Source organism: Silanimonas sp. (assembly GCF_027531545.1).
Classification (GTDB): domain Bacteria; phylum Pseudomonadota; class Gammaproteobacteria; order Xanthomonadales; family Xanthomonadaceae; genus Silanimonas.
In genome coordinates this window covers 75271-90190 of record NZ_JAPZSC010000030.1, presented here as the reverse complement: position 1 = coordinate 90190, position 14920 = coordinate 75271, and the positions used below count along the sequence as shown (strand labels likewise).

General features: G+C 70.3%; 18 protein-coding genes. 10 read left to right on the top strand and 8 right to left on the bottom strand.

Going from position 1 to position 14920, the window contains the following annotated elements:
- Positions 1-245: 245 nt before the first annotated feature.
- Genes O9280_RS14430 through O9280_RS14415 form a run of 4 tightly spaced genes read left to right on the top strand, consistent with a single transcriptional unit; the run spans position 246 to position 1450 of the window.
- Entirely contained in the window at positions 246-392 is a 147-nt protein-coding gene (locus tag O9280_RS14430) for a lmo0937 family membrane protein (protein WP_298344257.1), read from the top strand.
- Positions 393-423: 31 nt separating this feature from the next.
- Positions 424-783: a DUF883 family protein gene (locus O9280_RS14425; RefSeq protein ID WP_298344254.1), complete on the top strand. Its 360-nt coding sequence runs from the start codon at positions 424-426 to the stop codon at positions 781-783.
- Positions 780-1190 (top strand): phage holin family protein, encoded by a 411-nt coding sequence (locus tag O9280_RS14420; RefSeq protein ID WP_298344251.1) that lies wholly within the window; start codon positions 780-782, stop codon positions 1188-1190. Before O9280_RS14425 ends, O9280_RS14420 begins: the two co-directional genes overlap by 4 nt.
- On the top strand, positions 1187-1450 hold the full coding sequence (locus O9280_RS14415) for a YqjK family protein (protein ID WP_298344249.1): 264 nt from the start codon (positions 1187-1189) through the stop codon (positions 1448-1450). The genes O9280_RS14420 and O9280_RS14415 overlap by 4 nt, the downstream gene beginning before the upstream one ends.
- Before the next feature lie 104 nt (positions 1451-1554).
- On the opposite strand, the gene O9280_RS14410 is transcribed toward O9280_RS14415, so the two are convergent.
- Both O9280_RS14410 and O9280_RS14405 read right to left on the bottom strand, forming a co-directional pair.
- Positions 1555-2013 carry a hypothetical protein gene (locus O9280_RS14410; RefSeq protein WP_297866497.1) on the bottom strand — a complete coding sequence of 153 codons (459 nt, stop codon included), beginning with the start codon at positions 2011-2013 and terminating at the stop codon, positions 1555-1557.
- Entirely contained in the window at positions 2010-2210 is a 201-nt protein-coding gene (locus tag O9280_RS14405) for an entericidin A/B family lipoprotein (RefSeq protein ID WP_298344246.1), read from the bottom strand. Before O9280_RS14405 ends, O9280_RS14410 begins: the two co-directional genes overlap by 4 nt.
- A 130-nt stretch (positions 2211-2340) precedes the next feature.
- On the opposite strand from O9280_RS14405, the gene O9280_RS14400 reads away from it, so the two are divergent.
- The 3 genes from O9280_RS14400 to O9280_RS14390 all read left to right on the top strand — a co-directional run bounded on the left by O9280_RS14400 (position 2341) and on the right by O9280_RS14390 (position 4579).
- Positions 2341-3081: a Crp/Fnr family transcriptional regulator gene (locus tag O9280_RS14400; RefSeq protein WP_298344243.1), complete on the top strand. Its 741-nt coding sequence runs from the start codon at positions 2341-2343 to the stop codon at positions 3079-3081.
- Between the two features lie 130 nt (positions 3082-3211).
- Positions 3212-3583, top strand: coding sequence for a hypothetical protein (locus tag O9280_RS14395; protein WP_298344241.1), 372 nt, complete (start codon positions 3212-3214; stop codon positions 3581-3583).
- Between the two features lie 288 nt (positions 3584-3871).
- Complete coding sequence (locus O9280_RS14390) at positions 3872-4579, top strand: Crp/Fnr family transcriptional regulator (RefSeq protein ID WP_298344238.1); 708 nt, start codon at positions 3872-3874, stop codon at positions 4577-4579.
- A 16-nt stretch (positions 4580-4595) separates the two neighbouring features.
- On the opposite strand, the gene O9280_RS14385 is transcribed toward O9280_RS14390, so the two are convergent.
- Positions 4596-5057 (bottom strand): hypothetical protein, encoded by a 462-nt coding sequence (locus tag O9280_RS14385; protein WP_298344235.1) that lies wholly within the window; start codon positions 5055-5057, stop codon positions 4596-4598.
- Positions 5058-5209: 152 nt separating this feature from the next.
- On the opposite strand from O9280_RS14385, the gene O9280_RS14380 reads away from it, so the two are divergent.
- Together O9280_RS14380 and O9280_RS14375 are read left to right on the top strand one after the other, a co-directional pair.
- Complete coding sequence (locus O9280_RS14380; protein WP_298344232.1) at positions 5210-6094, top strand: methyltransferase; 885 nt, start codon at positions 5210-5212, stop codon at positions 6092-6094.
- A gap of 130 nt (positions 6095-6224) precedes the next feature.
- A complete protein-coding gene (locus tag O9280_RS14375) occupies positions 6225-6629 on the top strand; it encodes a PPC domain-containing protein (protein WP_297875946.1) in 405 nt (134 codons plus the stop codon).
- Here the strand turns inward: O9280_RS14375 and O9280_RS14370 are convergent.
- Positions 6598-7437 carry an EAL domain-containing protein gene (locus O9280_RS14370; RefSeq protein WP_298344229.1) on the bottom strand — a complete coding sequence of 280 codons (840 nt, stop codon included), beginning with the start codon at positions 7435-7437 and terminating at the stop codon, positions 6598-6600. The genes O9280_RS14375 and O9280_RS14370 overlap by 32 nt on opposite strands.
- A gap of 21 nt (positions 7438-7458) precedes the next feature.
- Entirely contained in the window at positions 7459-9207 is a 1749-nt protein-coding gene (locus O9280_RS14365) for an ABC transporter ATP-binding protein (RefSeq protein WP_298344226.1), read from the bottom strand.
- Between the two features lie 134 nt (positions 9208-9341).
- Between O9280_RS14365 and O9280_RS14360 the strand changes: the two genes are divergently transcribed.
- Entirely contained in the window at positions 9342-10709 is a 1368-nt protein-coding gene (locus O9280_RS14360) for a serine protease (RefSeq protein WP_298344223.1), read from the top strand.
- A 61-nt stretch (positions 10710-10770) separates the two neighbouring features.
- Here the strand turns inward: O9280_RS14360 and O9280_RS14355 are convergent, their stop codons facing one another.
- The 3 genes from O9280_RS14355 to O9280_RS14345 all read right to left on the bottom strand — a co-directional run bounded on the left by O9280_RS14355 (position 10771) and on the right by O9280_RS14345 (position 14905).
- Complete coding sequence (locus O9280_RS14355) at positions 10771-11073, bottom strand: hypothetical protein (protein WP_298344218.1); 303 nt, start codon at positions 11071-11073, stop codon at positions 10771-10773.
- A gap of 95 nt (positions 11074-11168) precedes the next feature.
- Positions 11169-13124, bottom strand: a complete 1956-nt coding sequence (locus O9280_RS14350; RefSeq protein WP_298344215.1) for a TIR domain-containing protein — start codon at positions 13122-13124, stop codon at positions 11169-11171.
- A complete protein-coding gene (locus tag O9280_RS14345) occupies positions 13121-14905 on the bottom strand; it encodes a hypothetical protein (RefSeq protein ID WP_298344212.1) in 1785 nt (594 codons plus the stop codon). Before O9280_RS14345 ends, O9280_RS14350 begins: the two co-directional genes overlap by 4 nt.
- Between the last annotated feature and the right edge of the window lie 15 nt (positions 14906-14920).

Genomic DNA, 14920 nt, shown 5'->3' with positions numbered 1-14920 from the left:
GAACTCCGTCCCCCTCACGTACCACGGCGCGGCCACGCCAAGGGCGGCCTCCAAAAGCTGCTTCTCGCTCACGTTCCCTCAGACAACGGTCCCAGACTCCGGTCGATTCTGGCCGCCACCCACTCGAAATTCAAAAGAGGCGTTTTTTTTTGCTGCGTGCGCCACCGCACCGTCATGCCGAAAGGGACGGCGCATCCTGCTTCGAACGCAGCGATGCCTCCATTGCGCGCACCGGAGCCGCCACCATGCTCGAAACCATTGCCGTCCTGCTCGTCCTTCTCTGGGCCTTGGGCTATTTCACGGCCTACACGATGGGCGGCTTCATCCACCTGCTGCTCGTCGTCGCCGTGGTGATCATCGTCATCCGGCTGCTCCGCGGCCAGCGAGTCTGAGTCCCCGTCCTTCCCCCCACTGGAGTGCCCGATGAATCCCCTCGAAAAAACCCTCGACAAATCCACTGCCATCATTCCCGACCGCAGCGCACCGTCGCTGTCGATGGAACCGCTGATCGCCGATGTCCGCACCGCGATGTCGGACGCCGAAGCCCTGCTGAAGGCCACCGCGCAGCACGGCGGCGAAGCCCTCGATGGCATCCGCGCCCGGACGCGTGAGTCGATGCGCACCGTGAACCTGCGGATCGCCGACGCCCAGCAGGCCGTCGCCGCGCAGGCCCGTGACGCGGCCAAGGCCACGGATCGTTACGTGCACCAGAATCCATGGACCGCCATCGGCATCGGCGCGGGCGTGGGCCTTCTGATGGGCTTCCTGCTGCGACGCCGGTGAGCGGCGTGGCCGCGGGCGGCGCACCCACCCCCCGACGGCGCGGCCTGATCGTCGCGTTGGCAGACCTCGCGGCCACGATGGTGGCGATCGCGCAAACGCGGCTCGCCTTGATGGAAGTCGACCTCGACCAGGCGCTCTTGCGCCTGGTCGTTTTGCTGTCGTGGTGGGCCGCCGCATTGTTCGCGTTCGGACTGGCGGTCGCGGTTGGCGTGGCTGCCGCCGTGCTCGCCGTCGCCAGCGAAGACCGGGTCGCCGTTCTCGTCGGCGCGGCTTTCGTCTTGCTGCTCTTCGGGGCGGCCGCCGTGGCCGTGGCCTTGGAGCGCATTCGCCGCGCGCCGCGTTGGTTCGCCGCCACGCTCGAGGAGTTGGGCAAGGACCACGCCATCCTTCGCGCCGCGCCGCCATGAAGACGCCGTTGGCGGTTCGTCGGCGCGAGCTCGCGGCGCAGGCCCAGGCACAACGCATCCAACTCGCCGTGCAGTTCGTCCAGTGTTCGGGCCCGCTGCACGTGGCCGATCGCGTCATGGAAGGCGTGGCCTTGGCCCGGCGCCATCCGATCGTGAGCCTGCTCGCTTTGCTGCTCGCGATCCGGCTGTGGGCGCCGGCACGCAAGCTCGGGCTGTTTCCGCTGCTGGGCCTGATCGCGCGGCGCTGGGTCGGCGCGTGAGAGGGCGACGTGGACGGCATGGCGCGCATCGCCAATGAAGACGGGGCCCTGAGAGGGCCCCGTCTTGTGGCACCGGCAGCGGCCATCCGCCGCCAGTCTGCCCCTCAGTCCTGGCGTTTCGCCTCCGCCAGCGCGGCATCGCGGTCGGCAATGGCCCGTGTCTCCTCCACCGCACGCGTTGCATCGACCTCGCTCTTGCAGGCTGTCCGGTCGACGCCGCCGAGGGCCTCGCACTTCTCCATGGCCACACGCGCTCGGGCGTCCGCTTCCTTCGTCGCGAGGGTGAAGTTCGCTTCCGCCCTCTCGGCGAGGACGTCCGCGGTCGCGGAGCCCATATCGTCCTGCGCGTCGATCATGGCCTCGTCGCGCTTCTGTTCCGCATCGACGAGTTCCTCGTCCGCCTCTTCCATGGTGGCCTCGGCTTCGTCGCGGGCTTCGGCAATGTCATCGCTGGCTTCCGCGCGCTCGGTGGCGAGGTCTTCCGCAGCGTCCGAGCGCGATTTCTGGCATCCGGCCGAGAGCACCAGTGCCAGGCCGATGATCGGGATCAGGGTCGTTCTCACAGGGATTCTCCTTGGCGGCCGTCGTCTTTCTTTTCCTCGTCCATGTGCTCCTCGGCTTCGTCCTGGATCTTGTCGCCGACGGCTTCGGTGTCCTTGCCGACGCCGCGCATCGTGTTGCACGCGCCCAGCATCAGCGTGGCCGCCAAGGCCAGGCCGATCATCAGGACGTTCCGGGTGTCGGGTGTTCGGGGGGTCATGGCAGGCTCCGCTGGTCGAGGGGAGGCCAGCATTGCCGCGATCCGGAGCCGCGTCGGTGCGGCGCCACACACACGCCTGTGTTCGATACCGCACATTGACCGTGAAGGGGTGGGCGTATGCTCGATGGGCATGCCCAACGCCCCCTGCCCCGAACGGAACCACCTGCTCGATGCCTTGCCCGATGCGGTGAGGCAGCGCCTGTTTCCGAAACTCGAACGCGTGCCGCTCCCGCTCGGGAAAGTGCTCTACGAATCCGGCGATGCGATGCGATACGCCTACTTCCCCACGGACAGCATCGTGTCCCTGCTCTACGTGCTGGAGGACGGTGCATCCGCGGAGATCTCGGTGGTCGGCAACGAAGGCATCGTCGGCGTCGCGTTGTTCATGGGCGGCGCCAGCACGCCCAGTCGTGCGGTCGTGCAGAGCGCGGGCTGGGCTTATCGCCTGGCCGGCCCGGTGTTGATGGAGGAGTTCAACCGCCACGGCGAATTGCTCCTGCTGCTGCTGCGCTACACGCAGGCGCTGCTCACGCAGATGTCCCAGACCGCGGTCTGCAACCGCCATCACTCCATCGACCAGCAGCTCTGCCGCTGGTTGCTGCTTTCCGTCGACCGCCTCGACGGCCCCGTCCTGCAAATGACCCAGGAGCTGATCGCCAACATGCTCGGCGTTCGCCGCGAAGGCGTGACCGAAGCGGCCGGCAAACTGCAGAAGCAGGGGCTGATCGAGTACAGCCGTGGCCACATCACCGTGCTGGATCGCCCTGGGCTCGAGGCGCGCTGCTGCGAGTGCTATGCGGTGGTGAAGCAAGAGTACGACCGCTTGCTGCACTACGTGCCTTCGGGCGCGCCAACCACGTCTGCCCGATAGGCGGGAGCGTCGTCGATCATTGCTGCGTGGCGTAGCGCACCGATGTTCTTCCACGGGAAGCGCAGTCTCGATGTCCGGCCCATGCCGGCCCGCCGCCTCCCGGCACGGGAACCCCCATCGAGATCCCCCCATGACCACCTCAAAGAACACGCATGACGTCACCACCAAGGGCGCGATGCCGCAGCCCACGCCGGCGTTCAATCTCCCCGATGGCGAGGCGCTCTCCCATGCAGCCGCCGCTGCTCCTACTGCTGCCAAGGGCGACGATGCCCTGATGGGCCAGCCGTCCGACATCAACGCGAAGTCGAAGGGCGGCCGCGGCCCGTGGAGCACCCAGGTGGGTGCCGCGCGCGCGGAGTGGACCAAGATCAGCGCGGACGAACTGCTGAAGACCAATGGCCAGGAGGCCGATCTCGCATCGCTCGTCGAGAAGCGCTACGGCGTGAAGCGTTCGGAAGCCGACGGCCAGGTGGCCCGATTCCTCGCGCGCCACAAAGTCTGACCTCGTGTCCCCCAGGAACACCGGAGTCGGTGCAGTCGCTTGGAGCGGATTGGATGAACGCTGAGTACGAGGGGGCCCAGCCGCTGAAGCGGGTGGGCCCCGTACCGATGATCCACTGGGAAAACGGACGGGCCTGCGCCGGCCCTCGACCGACGCGTCCCGTCGTGTTGCCCGAGCGGGCGACCGCGCCGATTGACGATGCGCCTTCCGCCCAGCCCCCACCGTCGCGAGGTGCCGGCGACGCCTGACGGAGGGCGTCCCTCCTCCGATGCCCACGAGGACACCCCCTTGGCCATCCCGAAACCTTCGCGTCGTGGCAACGCCCTGCTGGGCCAATTGCCTCGCGCCCTCGGCGAGCGGTTCCTGGCGCAATGCGACGAGGTGGAACTGACCGTCGACGAGCCCTTGGTCTTCGCCGGTCGGCGCCATCCCCAGGTCCACTTCCCGCAGGGCGGCCTGATCGGCGTACTCGCCCACGTGCACGGGCATGAGGCGCTGGAAGTCGCCGTGATCGGCCGCGAAGGCGTCGATGGAGCGATGCAGGCCTTGGGTGGTGCGCCGTCCGCAACGCGCTCCGTCGTTCTCGTCGGAGGCCGCGCGTGGCGGATCGGCGTGCCGCGATTCCGCGCTGAGCTCGACCCCAGTGCGATCCTGCGCCAGCTCGTGGACCAGTCGGTGACGCGCCTGTTCGCGCAGGTCGCGCAGGCCGTTCCCTGCACGCGCTTCCATTCCCTCCCCTCGCGCCTCGCGCTATGGCTGCTGCGCGCCCAGGACCGGTTGGGAGGCTCGGAACTCTGCTTCACCCACCTGCGTCTCGCCGGCCTGTTGGGCGTGCAGCGCAGCGCCGTCACGATCGCCGCGGGGCAACTGCATCGCGCCGGGATCATCCGCTATGCGCGCGGCCAGCTGCAGATCGTGGATCGGGAACGCCTCGAGGCGGCCGCCTGTGCCTGCTATGCGATCGGCCGTCGCCAGCGTGCGCGCGTCATGCCTTGACGCGTGATGCGCCGCCTCAGGGTGCGCGACCGCCAAGCACGTCCATGGCCCAGGCGGTGGCCGCGGCTTCGTCGTCGAAACCACGGAAAGGGACGTCGATGGCGGCGTAGATCGCCGTGATCCTCGGCAGCATCAAGGCCCAGCCTTCGACGTCGCCTTCCTTCACCCAGGCCGCACCGATCTGTCGGGACGGACCGAGCCGGCGGCTGCGCACGCTGGCCTCCAGCGCCGCCCAGGCGTCGGGCGGAGCGAGGATGCTGCGGCTCATGCGCGCGATCACCACGAAGCGCCCGCCGGGCTCGACGCCCGCAACCAGTTTCGCCATGCGCCGTGCGTAGGCCGCCACGGCCTCGACGTTGAAGGGGCCTGCGCCAGCCGCTCGGATGATCGCGCTGTCCTTGACGACTTCGATGTCGCCGTGGGCGGGGAACGCTCCCGGCTCGGGTTCGGAAGGCGCTGGCACGAAGGGCTCACCCATGACGTGGGGAGGCCGAGACTAGCGCGTTGGCTCAGCCTTGGGCGTCGTCGAGGTGTCGACGCGCCCAGGTTTCGGCCGCCTGGCCCGCCTTGCCACGCCCGTAACGCGGCTCTGCGCAACCTTCACGCCTCTTCACGACACGAGGTTCCGCCATGCGCCGCTCCCTGCTCTGCATCGCCCTGCTTGCCGCCGTTGCCACGCCGACGGCCTTCGCGCACAACCACGGTGGCGACGCCAAGCCGGCCGACGCCGCCGCACCCGACGCGCACGAGCAGGCCAAGGCCGCCCTCGATGCCGCGATCGCTGGCGAATGGCGCACGCCCGCCAACGTGGCTCGCGACGGCTTCCGCCATCCCGGCCCGACGCTGACCTTCTTCGGCCTGCAGCCGGGCATGACGGTGGTGGAAGTCAGCCCCGGCAGCGGCGCGTGGTGGACGGAAATCCTCGCCCCGTGGATCAAGCAGGGCGGCGGGACCTACGTGGCGGCGATCACCGATCCGGCGAAGACGACCTCGGATCGCGCGCGCGATTACTTCACCGCGGACAATGCGAAGTTCCGCGAGCATCTGGCCAAGTCGCCGGGGCAATTCGAGGGCGTGAAGTTCGTCGAAGTTGATCCGGCCGCTCCCGCCTATGGCGCCCCCGGTTCGGCGGACGCCGTGCTCACGTTCCGCAACCTGCACGGCTGGATGCGCAATGGCCAGGCCGAAGCCCAGATGAAGGCGTTCTTCGACGTGCTGAAGCCGGGCGGCGTGCTGGGCCTCGAACAGCACCGCGCGAACGCCGACGTGCCGCGCGAGCAGATCAACGGTTACGTCAGCGAGGCCCAGGTGATCGCGCTCGCCCAAGGTGCCGGCTTCGTTCTCGAGGAGCGGAGCGAGATCAACGCCAATCCGAAGGACACCAAGGACCACCCGAATGGCGTGTGGACGCTGCCGCCCACGCTCGACGTGCCGGAAGGCGAGGACAAGGCGAAGTACGAGGCCATCGGCGAGTCCGACCGCATGACGCTGCGCTTCCGCAAGCCGGCGGCCTGAACAACAAACTGAACGCGAGGCGCCTTGCCCGGAAACCGCCCGATCCGCCCATGGTGGAAGGCCCGTGAAGGCGCCTAGACTCCTTTCACGCCGCCCCGTCCGGGGCGGCGAGCCCCCAAGGAGACCCCCGATGCGTCGTTTCGCGCTTGCCCTCGCCACGCTCACCTTCGCCGGCCTCGCGGCTGCCGCCCCCGAAACCATCCGTGTCGGCCAGACCGTGCAGGGTGAGCTCACCGCCAACGACTCGCCGCGCGACGACGGCGGCGTGAGCCGCGACTACAAGGTCGAGGCCCGCACCGGCCAGTTCCTGATCGTCTCGGTCACCTCGGAGGACTTCGACGGCGTCGTGACGGTGTTCAACCCGGACCGCACCAAGGCGATCGAGAACGACGACCGCGCCGACGGCAACCTCAACCCGCTCGCCGTGGTCGAGACCGCGCAGGACGGCAGCTACACGATCCGCGTCGGTTCGCTGGGCAGCGGCGACGAGTCGATGGGCAAGTTCACGCTGAAGGTGATGGCGTTCTCGGAGTAATCCGCGCGCCGCGCAGGTAATCCCCCGCCCGCTCCTCGCTGAGCGGGCGGCTGTAGAGGAAGCCCTGGAACAGGTCGCAGTCGAAGCCCGCGAGGCGCTTCGCCTGCGCCTCGTTCTCCACGCCCTCGGCGACCACGCCGAAACCCAGGCGATGGGCCAGGGCGATCACGCCGGCGCACAGGCTGGCGTCGCGACGATCGCGGTCGACGTGCTGCACGAACACGCGGTCGAGCTTGAGCTGGTGCACCGGCAGGTGGCGGAAGTGCGCCATCGACGACCAGCCCGTGCCGAAATCATCGATCGACAGCCGCGCCCCCGCATCGCGAAGCGCGCGCAGCCGCGCGATCGCCTCGTCCGGTTCGTCCATCAGCATGGCTTCGGTCACTTCGAGCTCCAGCCGGCCGCGGCCGAGGCCGTGCTCGCGGAGCAACTGGCGCAGGCGTTCGGGCAGCGTCGGATCACGCAACTGGCCCGGGGACAGGTTCACCGACACCGAGACGGCACCGAGCCCGGCCGCCTCCCACTCCCAGGCCGCCATCTGCCGGCAGGCCTCGGCCATCACCCAGCGCCCCAGCAGCGGCGCGAGGCCGAGTTCGCCGAGCCGCGGGATGAACTGGCCCGGCGGCACCAGGCCGCGTGTCGGGTGGCGCCAGCGCACCAACGCTTCGAAACCGGCGAACCCGCCGTCGGGGCATCGCACCTTCGGTTGGTAGTGCAGTTCGAAATCACCGGCCGACACCGCGGCCCGGAGTTCCTGGGCCAGCGTGTCGTCGGCGGAGGGCGCGGTGCTCGGTGCGGGATCGGGCATGGCGTACTCAGGGGGAGGGAATCAGGCGTCGCCGGTCTGCAGGCGCCAGAGCGCAGCGTACGCGCCGTTGCGCGCCAAGAGCGCGTCGTGCGTGCCGGACTCGATGATGCGGCCATGCTCCAGCACGTGGATGGCATCGGCGTGTCGCACGGTGCTCAGTCGATGCGCGACCACCAGCGTTCTGCGGTCTTTCGCATGCGTGGCGAGGGAGCGTTGGATCGCCGCTTCGGTTTCGTTGTCGATGGCCGAGGTGGCTTCGTCCAGCACCAGCACCGCGGGTTCGCGGTACAGCGCGCGGGCCAGCGCGATGCGCTGGCGCTGCCCGCCCGAGAGCCTCGCACCGCGTTCGCCCACCTCGGCCGCATACCCTTCGGGCAGAGCGGCGATGAAGTCGTGGGCCTCGGCAGCGCGGGCGGCGGCTTCGATGCGAGCGGCATCGGGGGTGGCGTCGCCGTAGGCGATGTTCTCGGCCACCGTGCCGTCGGTGAGGAAGGGTTCCTGCGCGACGTAGGCGAGCTGGCGGCGCAGGGAGTGCGGATCCACCTCGGCCAAGTCGCGGCCGTCGAGCGTGATGCGTCCGCGCTGCGCCTCGAGGAAGCCGAGCAGGCGCTTCAGCAGGGTGCTTTTGCCGGCGCCGGTGGCGCCGACCAGCGCGACGGTCTGGCCGGGCTCGATGGCGAAGCCCACGCCGTCGAGGGCGATGCGGCCGGCGTAGGCGTGGCCGAGGTCCTCGAATGCCAGCGCACCGCGCGCACGGGTGTCCAGGCGGCCCGGCGGCGGCACCGGCACCGGGCTGTCGATCAGGTCCATCACCCGCTGCACCGAGGCCATCGAGCGGTTGTAGAGGTCGGTCATCTCGGCCAGCCGCGTGAGCGGCCACAGCAGGCGCTGCGTCAGGTACACCAGCGCGGCATAGCTGCCGGCGCCGAGTTCACCCTGCAGCACCAGCCAGCCGCCGTAGAGCAGGGTGACGGCGAAGCCCGCCAGCACCGCCATGCGGATCACCGGGGTGATCGCCGCGGCGAAGCGGATGGCTTCCGCATTCGCCTGGCGATACGCATCGGAGGCCGTGCGCACGTGCGCCAGCTCGGCCTCTTCGGCGGTGTAAGCCTGGATCGTCGCCATGCCGGCGAGGTTGTTGTCGAGCCGCGCCGACACGGTGGCCGCCGCCTCGCGCGCGGCCGCGTAGCGCGGCTGCAGCCGGCGCTGGAACCAGAAGGCGCCGATCAGGATCAACGGCACCGGCAGCAGGGCGAGCGCGGCGAGACTGGCCGTCATCGCGAAGAAGAACACGCCGACCATCAGCGAGCCCACGACCACCTGGATCAGCTCGTTGGCGCCCGTGTTGAGGAAGCGCTCGACCTGGTTCACGTCCTCGTTGAGTACGGCCATCAGGCGGCCGCTGCGCGCCTCGGAGATCGCCGCCGGCGGCTGCTTCTGCAGGTGGTCATAGGCGTCGAGGCGCAGCTCGTGCTGCAGGTCCTGGGCGAGGCCGCGCCACTTCAGCGCGAGCAGGTACTCGAACAGCGATTCCAGCACCCAGATCGCGATGGTGATGCCGGTGAGCGCCACGAGCTGGTCCATCGGATCGACGATGCCGAAGCGGGCGATGAAGCTGTCCTCGCGGTTCACCACCACGTCGATGGCCACACCGATCAGCAGCTCGGGCAGCACGTCGAAGATCTTGTTGAGCACCGAATACACGGTGCCGAGCACGGCGTTGCGGCGGTACGCGCTGGCGTAGCCGTAGAGGCGGCGAAGAGGGTGCATCGTGGGCTCCGCGAAGGCAGCCCCGGAGTGTACGGCGGGGTCGTGGCGACGGCGCGGCCGCAGAATGCGTCGCGGCTTCTTGACGATGCGAAGCCGCAGGCGCCCAATCCGCCCACGCCTTGGGGGAGAGCGCCATGCTGTCGATTCGTCGTGGCGACGCGCTGTGCGTCGCGATCCTTGCCGCTTTGGCCGTGGCCGCGCCGCCGGCACAGGCCCTGCCCGGTGCCACGGGCTACCTCCTCGCCGCGACCTTGGCCGCGGGCGCCCAGGAGGACGACGCCTTCGAGGACGATTTCGGCGATGACGCCTTCGAAGACGATGAAGCGTTCGAGGACGACGAGGCCTTTGCCGACGAAGACGAGGACGCCACGGAAGACGAGGCCGAGGACGAGGACGCCGACGCGACCGACGAGGAGGAGATGGTCTTCGTCGAGGACTACGAGGACGACTCGTGGGCGCCGGAACTGACGGAAGACGAATCGGACGATGCGATTCCCTTCGACGACAGCTACGGCGATGACGCGTCGTTCGACGTGGAAGCGGTGGCCGGGCCCGACGGCGTGGTGGAGGACACCGGGCAGCGGGATGGCGAGGACGGCGTCTCGGCCGGGCAGATGCTGTCACTGAGCCTCGGCGGTGCGCCTTCAGGCGGCCGTCCGTCCGCGGGTGCCTCGTCGCCGGGCCGGGATGTGCCCTACGCCTTCGGTGGTCGTCCGGTCGCGGCCAGCGCCGTGCCGTGGCAGGCGCAGATCTTCAATCCGAATCGCGCCCCGAATCCGCAGGCGCCGTACCCCGAATGGGTTCGGCAGCATTACTGCGGCGGCGTGCTGATCGCCGACGATTGGGTGCTGACGGCCGCCCATTGCATCGACCAAGCGAAAGTGGCGTTGGGCTTCAAGGTGCGCCTCGGCGCGCAGGACATCTCGGCCGGCGACGGCATCGTCTACCGCATCGAGCGGATCGTCCGGCATTCGCAGTACGACGCCGGCAGCCAAGACCTTGCGCGCCCGCCGAACATGTATGCGAACGACATCGCGCTGATGAAGATCGCGCCCGATGGCACGCCGCAGCGACGCGATCCGGCCTTGATCCGGCCGATTCCGCTCAACCGCACGCCGCTTACCGATGGGGATCCCGTCTCGGCCACGGGCTGGGGGGCGGTCGGCCAAGGCAACGCCAACATCAACAGCGCCGTGCTTCTGCGCGTCGACCTGCGGCTGATGGGGCAGCGCACTTGCGAGAGCCGGCCGGATCGCGGCGGCGGCAAGGTGCATCCGAAGGTGTTCTGTGCCGCGAACCCGAAGCAATCGACCTGCGGCGGCGACAGCGGTGGCCCGGTGGTGCGGACCAATGGCACGGCGGTGCTGGCAGGGCTGGTGAGCTGGGGCAGCAGCCGCTGCGGCGGCGATGGCCGGCCCAGCGTCTACACGCGCATCGACCAGTACATCGACTGGATCGACCAGGCCATGCGGCTGCCGCCGACGCGCAACAGCCTGCCTTGAGGCATTGCCGGGAGCGGCGACGGAACCTCCGCCGCCGCCCCCGTGTTCCGCGAAGGACGGATCAGACCTTGTCGCCGCCCGAGTGCGGCGTGTCCGTCTCTTCTTCCATCGTTTCGCCCTCGGCCGGCGGCGCGGCGTTCGGATCGGTACCGTCGGCGGCGGGCGCGGCCGGGTCGGTCATGGTGTCGGTCGGCGCGCTCGCATCGACGGCGGGTTCGGCCGGCGGCGGGGGCGGCTCGACTGCAGCGGGCTCGGCGACGGGTTCGGCCGCGGAAGCGGGGGCCGCGGGCTCTTCAGCCTTGCAGCCGGTGAGCAGGGCGGTTCCGAGGACAAGGGCGAGGCTGGCGACGACGATCGGCTTCACGGTGCACTCCTTGTGGATGGGGCTGAACGGCTTTCGGCCGGCACCGAGGCTAGCAGAAGGGTCCGGCAAACTCTGCTGCGCTGCGGCAGCGCGGCTCAGGCGATCGGCACATCGAAGCCGAGGCGCTCGAGCAGCGCGTTGAAGCGGGCATCGCCGCGCAGCGGATCGAGGAACGGGTCGTTGCGCGCGTAGATCAGTCCGGAGTCGCCCAAGGCATGGGCGCGTTCGAGGGCATCGAAAGCCTCGTCGATCGCCCGGGCCTCCGCCAGCCCCTGTGCCTGCTGGTAGAGCACGCGGTCGCCGAGGGTGCGCAGCTCGCCCATGGCGGCGTCGGCCTCGTCGTTCCGCTCGGCCCGTCGATGCGCCACCGCCAGTCCGGCGAAACGCATGTCGGCGACCGGCTCCTTCGCGTAGGCCGCGAGGGCGCCGTCGATGTCGCCGAGGTTTAGGCGCGCATCGCCGATGGCGGCGTGCGCCCGCGTGAGTTTCGGGTTCATCGCCAGCGCCTTCTCCAGTGGCGGAATGGCGTCGGCGAAGCGCCCCCCGGCGTAGGCGATGCCGCCGGCCGCGCGGTGGATCAGCGGATTGAGCGGGTCGCGGACCAGCGCCGGTTCGAGCGCTTCGCGCGCTTCGTCGTGGCGACCGCAGCGCGCGGCGTACTGCGCGAAGCGCGTGAGTACCGTCGCCTCGCCGGCGCCGAGTCGGCGCGACTCCTGGAAGGGCTCGCGTGCGCCGCGGGCGTCGAGCTGGCCCTGGAAGCGCGTGAAGCCCAGCGTCGAGTGGGCTTCGGCAAGCGCAGGCGCGAGAGCGATGGCCCGCTCGGCGGCCGTGACGGCCTCGGCGTACAGGCGCACGTTCTCTTCGGGGCTGCCGTACTGGTTGGCGATGGCGGTGAGCGAGCGTGCGCGCGCGGCGTGTGCGGCGGCGAAGTCGGGATCCGAGGCCAGCGCGTCGTCGAAGGCTTGCAGCGCGGCGCGCTCGGAGGCTTCGTCGGAGCTGAGGTCGTAGAGCGTGCGGCCGCGCAGGTAGGCGTCGAGTGCCGTCGGGTTCGAGGTGCCGCCGACGGCGGCGAGTCCGTCGCGATCGTCGCGATCGCCACCGACGAAGGCGCTGAGCCTGTCGGCGACGGCGTAGGCGATGTCGCTCTGCACCTGGAAGGCGTCGCTCAGGCGGCCATCGAAGGTCTCCGACCAGCGGTCGAAGCCGGTGCGTCCTTCAACCAGGTTCACCGACACGCGCACCACGTCGTCCTGCCGGCGAACGCTGCCGCGGAGCAGGTAGGAGACGCCGAGCTCGCCGGCGATCTCGGTGGCGTCGCGCGGGTCGGTCGCGAAGCGGCTGGAGGAACTCTTCGCCATCACGCGTAGCGCGAGGTTGCGCGTGAGCGTGCTGCGCACTTCCTCGGACAGCCCATCGGAGAAGTAGGCCTGCGCGGCGTCGCCGCTCAGGTTGTCGAAGGGCAGCACGGCGACGCTGTTGTCGCTGACCACCGCGCTGCCGCCGGCGAAGTGCCGCCACGCGTACAACCCGCCGCCGAGCGCCGGCACGGCGGCGAGGGCGCCCAGCATCAGGCGCCGCCGCGCGGCGTTGGCGGGCCCGCCAGCCCGCGCTGGCATCGGCTCCGGGGTGGGGGGCGCCGAACGCAGGCCGTCGGTCTTCGCTCCCGTGCCCATGGCGGCGGCGGCGCGCACCAGCGCCTGCAGCGGGGCCTCGTCGCCTCCTTCGCGCCATCGCACGAGATCGACGGTCTGGTACTGCCGGAAGCCCAGCGGCGACGGCGTGCCGTCGAGCGAGGCGGGCACCAGCTTGCGCAGGTCGCGGCCGCGTGCGGCTTCGTCGAGCACCCAGTCGGATTCGATCGAGCGCGCAGACCACAGCACCACCACGGTGTCGGCACCTTCGAGCGCGCTCTCGATGCGCTTGGCGAAGGCTGCACCGCCTTCGATCAGGTGGTCCCACCACACGTCGAGCCCGGCCGCCGTCAGCGCGGCGGCGAGCCGCGCGGCATCGGCCTGGTCGCTGCGGCAGTAGCTGAGGAAGACGGTGCTCATGCGCCCGACAGGGGTTGTTGTTCGAGGGGACGTTCGCGGTGCATCAGGATCCATTCGGCATGCTCCTCGAGCGCGGCTTCGCCGAGGGCCTCCAGCACCTGCCGCTGCTTGGCCGGCGTCGGCTCGCGCACGAGGCGCTCGGCGGCAGCGCCGAAGACGCGGGCCATGAAGCGGTACTGCTTGATGAGTTCCTTGTCGGCGAGCTTGTACGAGTACGCCTCGCGCACGCCGGCGAACAGCGCGGCCACGCCGGTGGTCACAAGCAGCAGCTTCACCGTCATCGGCTCGAACGACGCGCCGAACACGACAAGCACCATGGCGCCCGCGAGGCTCAGCAGGAGACTGGCGCGGCCCAGCAGGCGCGTGTGCCGGTACATGCGCTCACGGTCGGTGGCGCGGCGGCGGAAGTACCCGAGCTGGCCGGTGGCGCCGCCGTCGCCCACCCAGTGCGTGATCACCCACTGCAGCCCGACGTCGTTGGCGCGGCGCTCGCCGCCCAGCGCGACGGCGCGCATGGCGTGGCGGATCCAGCCGAGTTCGACGTCCTGCTTCTGCAGGAAGCTGTCGTAGGCGAAGCCGACCCGTTGCGAGGACGGCACGCTGGCGATGGCCCAGTAGGCCTGCACGCGCAGGCCCTCGGCCAACACGCGGTAATCGAGGTAACGGCGATGCCAGGAGCGCCGGTTGCCCAGCCATGCCACCGCGGCGCCGGTCGCGAACACGCCGAGGATGGCGCCCATCAGCAGCGGGTGGGCGACGAACTCGGCATAGGTCATCAGCAGCAGGCCGGTGAGCACCGCGAGCACGTGCAGCAGGGCCATGCTGTGGTGCACGCGCTGGCGGAAGTGCAGGGCCAGCCAGTCGGCACGGCGGAAGAGGGCGTCGATGCGCGGCAGCGATCCCCGCGCCGGCGCGATCTCGGGCGGCGGCAGCAGGCCGTGGCCCTCGCGCTCGATGTCCTCGGCATAGAGGCGCGAATCGGCGTTGAACTCGCCGAGCTGGTCGAACAGCCGCACGTAGCCGTCTGGCATAGGGCCGCTGCCGGCGCTGCGCGCGCTGCGCGTCAGCCAGTGGGTGCCGAGTGCACCGTCCGCGGTGGCGCCGCTGCGCGTGCGCGAACAGACGATGTGGAGGGCGAGGTCGCTGTCGTCGTCGGCCAGCAGGTTCGGCGGGGCATCCACCCGGCCCAGCCCCGGCATCTCGCCGTGCAGGTGGTAGCGCACCACGTCGCTGGTGCCGCCCGCGGCATCGCTGGAAGTGCCGTCCCAGAGCGCGAGCAGCACCTGGCAATGCGAGGAGATGAACACACCGAGCTGCGCGTATTGGCGGTCGCGCGCCGGGCCGGGCACGCACACCGAGGCGGCATCGTTGCCTTCCGCGAGCGGCAGGTGGATGGCCTGCGCGGAGGCCAGCAGGGTGTCGAGTTCGAGTGTCGATTCGGGGCTGGTGCAGTCGCGGCGGTACTCCTCCAACGGCAGCGGCAGCGGCGCCACCAGGGGCAGGCCGAGCGCCAGCGCGCGACGAGCCACGAGGCGGTCGCCGCCTTCGGCCAGCCCCGACATCACGGCCACGGGGAGGTCGGCGTGCAGGCCCTGCATCCGCTTCAGGAAGGCGTCGACGGCGGCTTCGAGGGCCGGCACTTCCTCGGGCACGAGATCGCGATGCGCGGTGACGCCGACGATCAGGCAGGCCGCCATCGGCAGCACGGCGGCCTCGCCCGGGCCGGGTGCCGGCGTGGCGGAGCGGTCGCTGGCGCGCTGCATCGAGGTCGGCATGGCCATGCAGCCTACACCGCG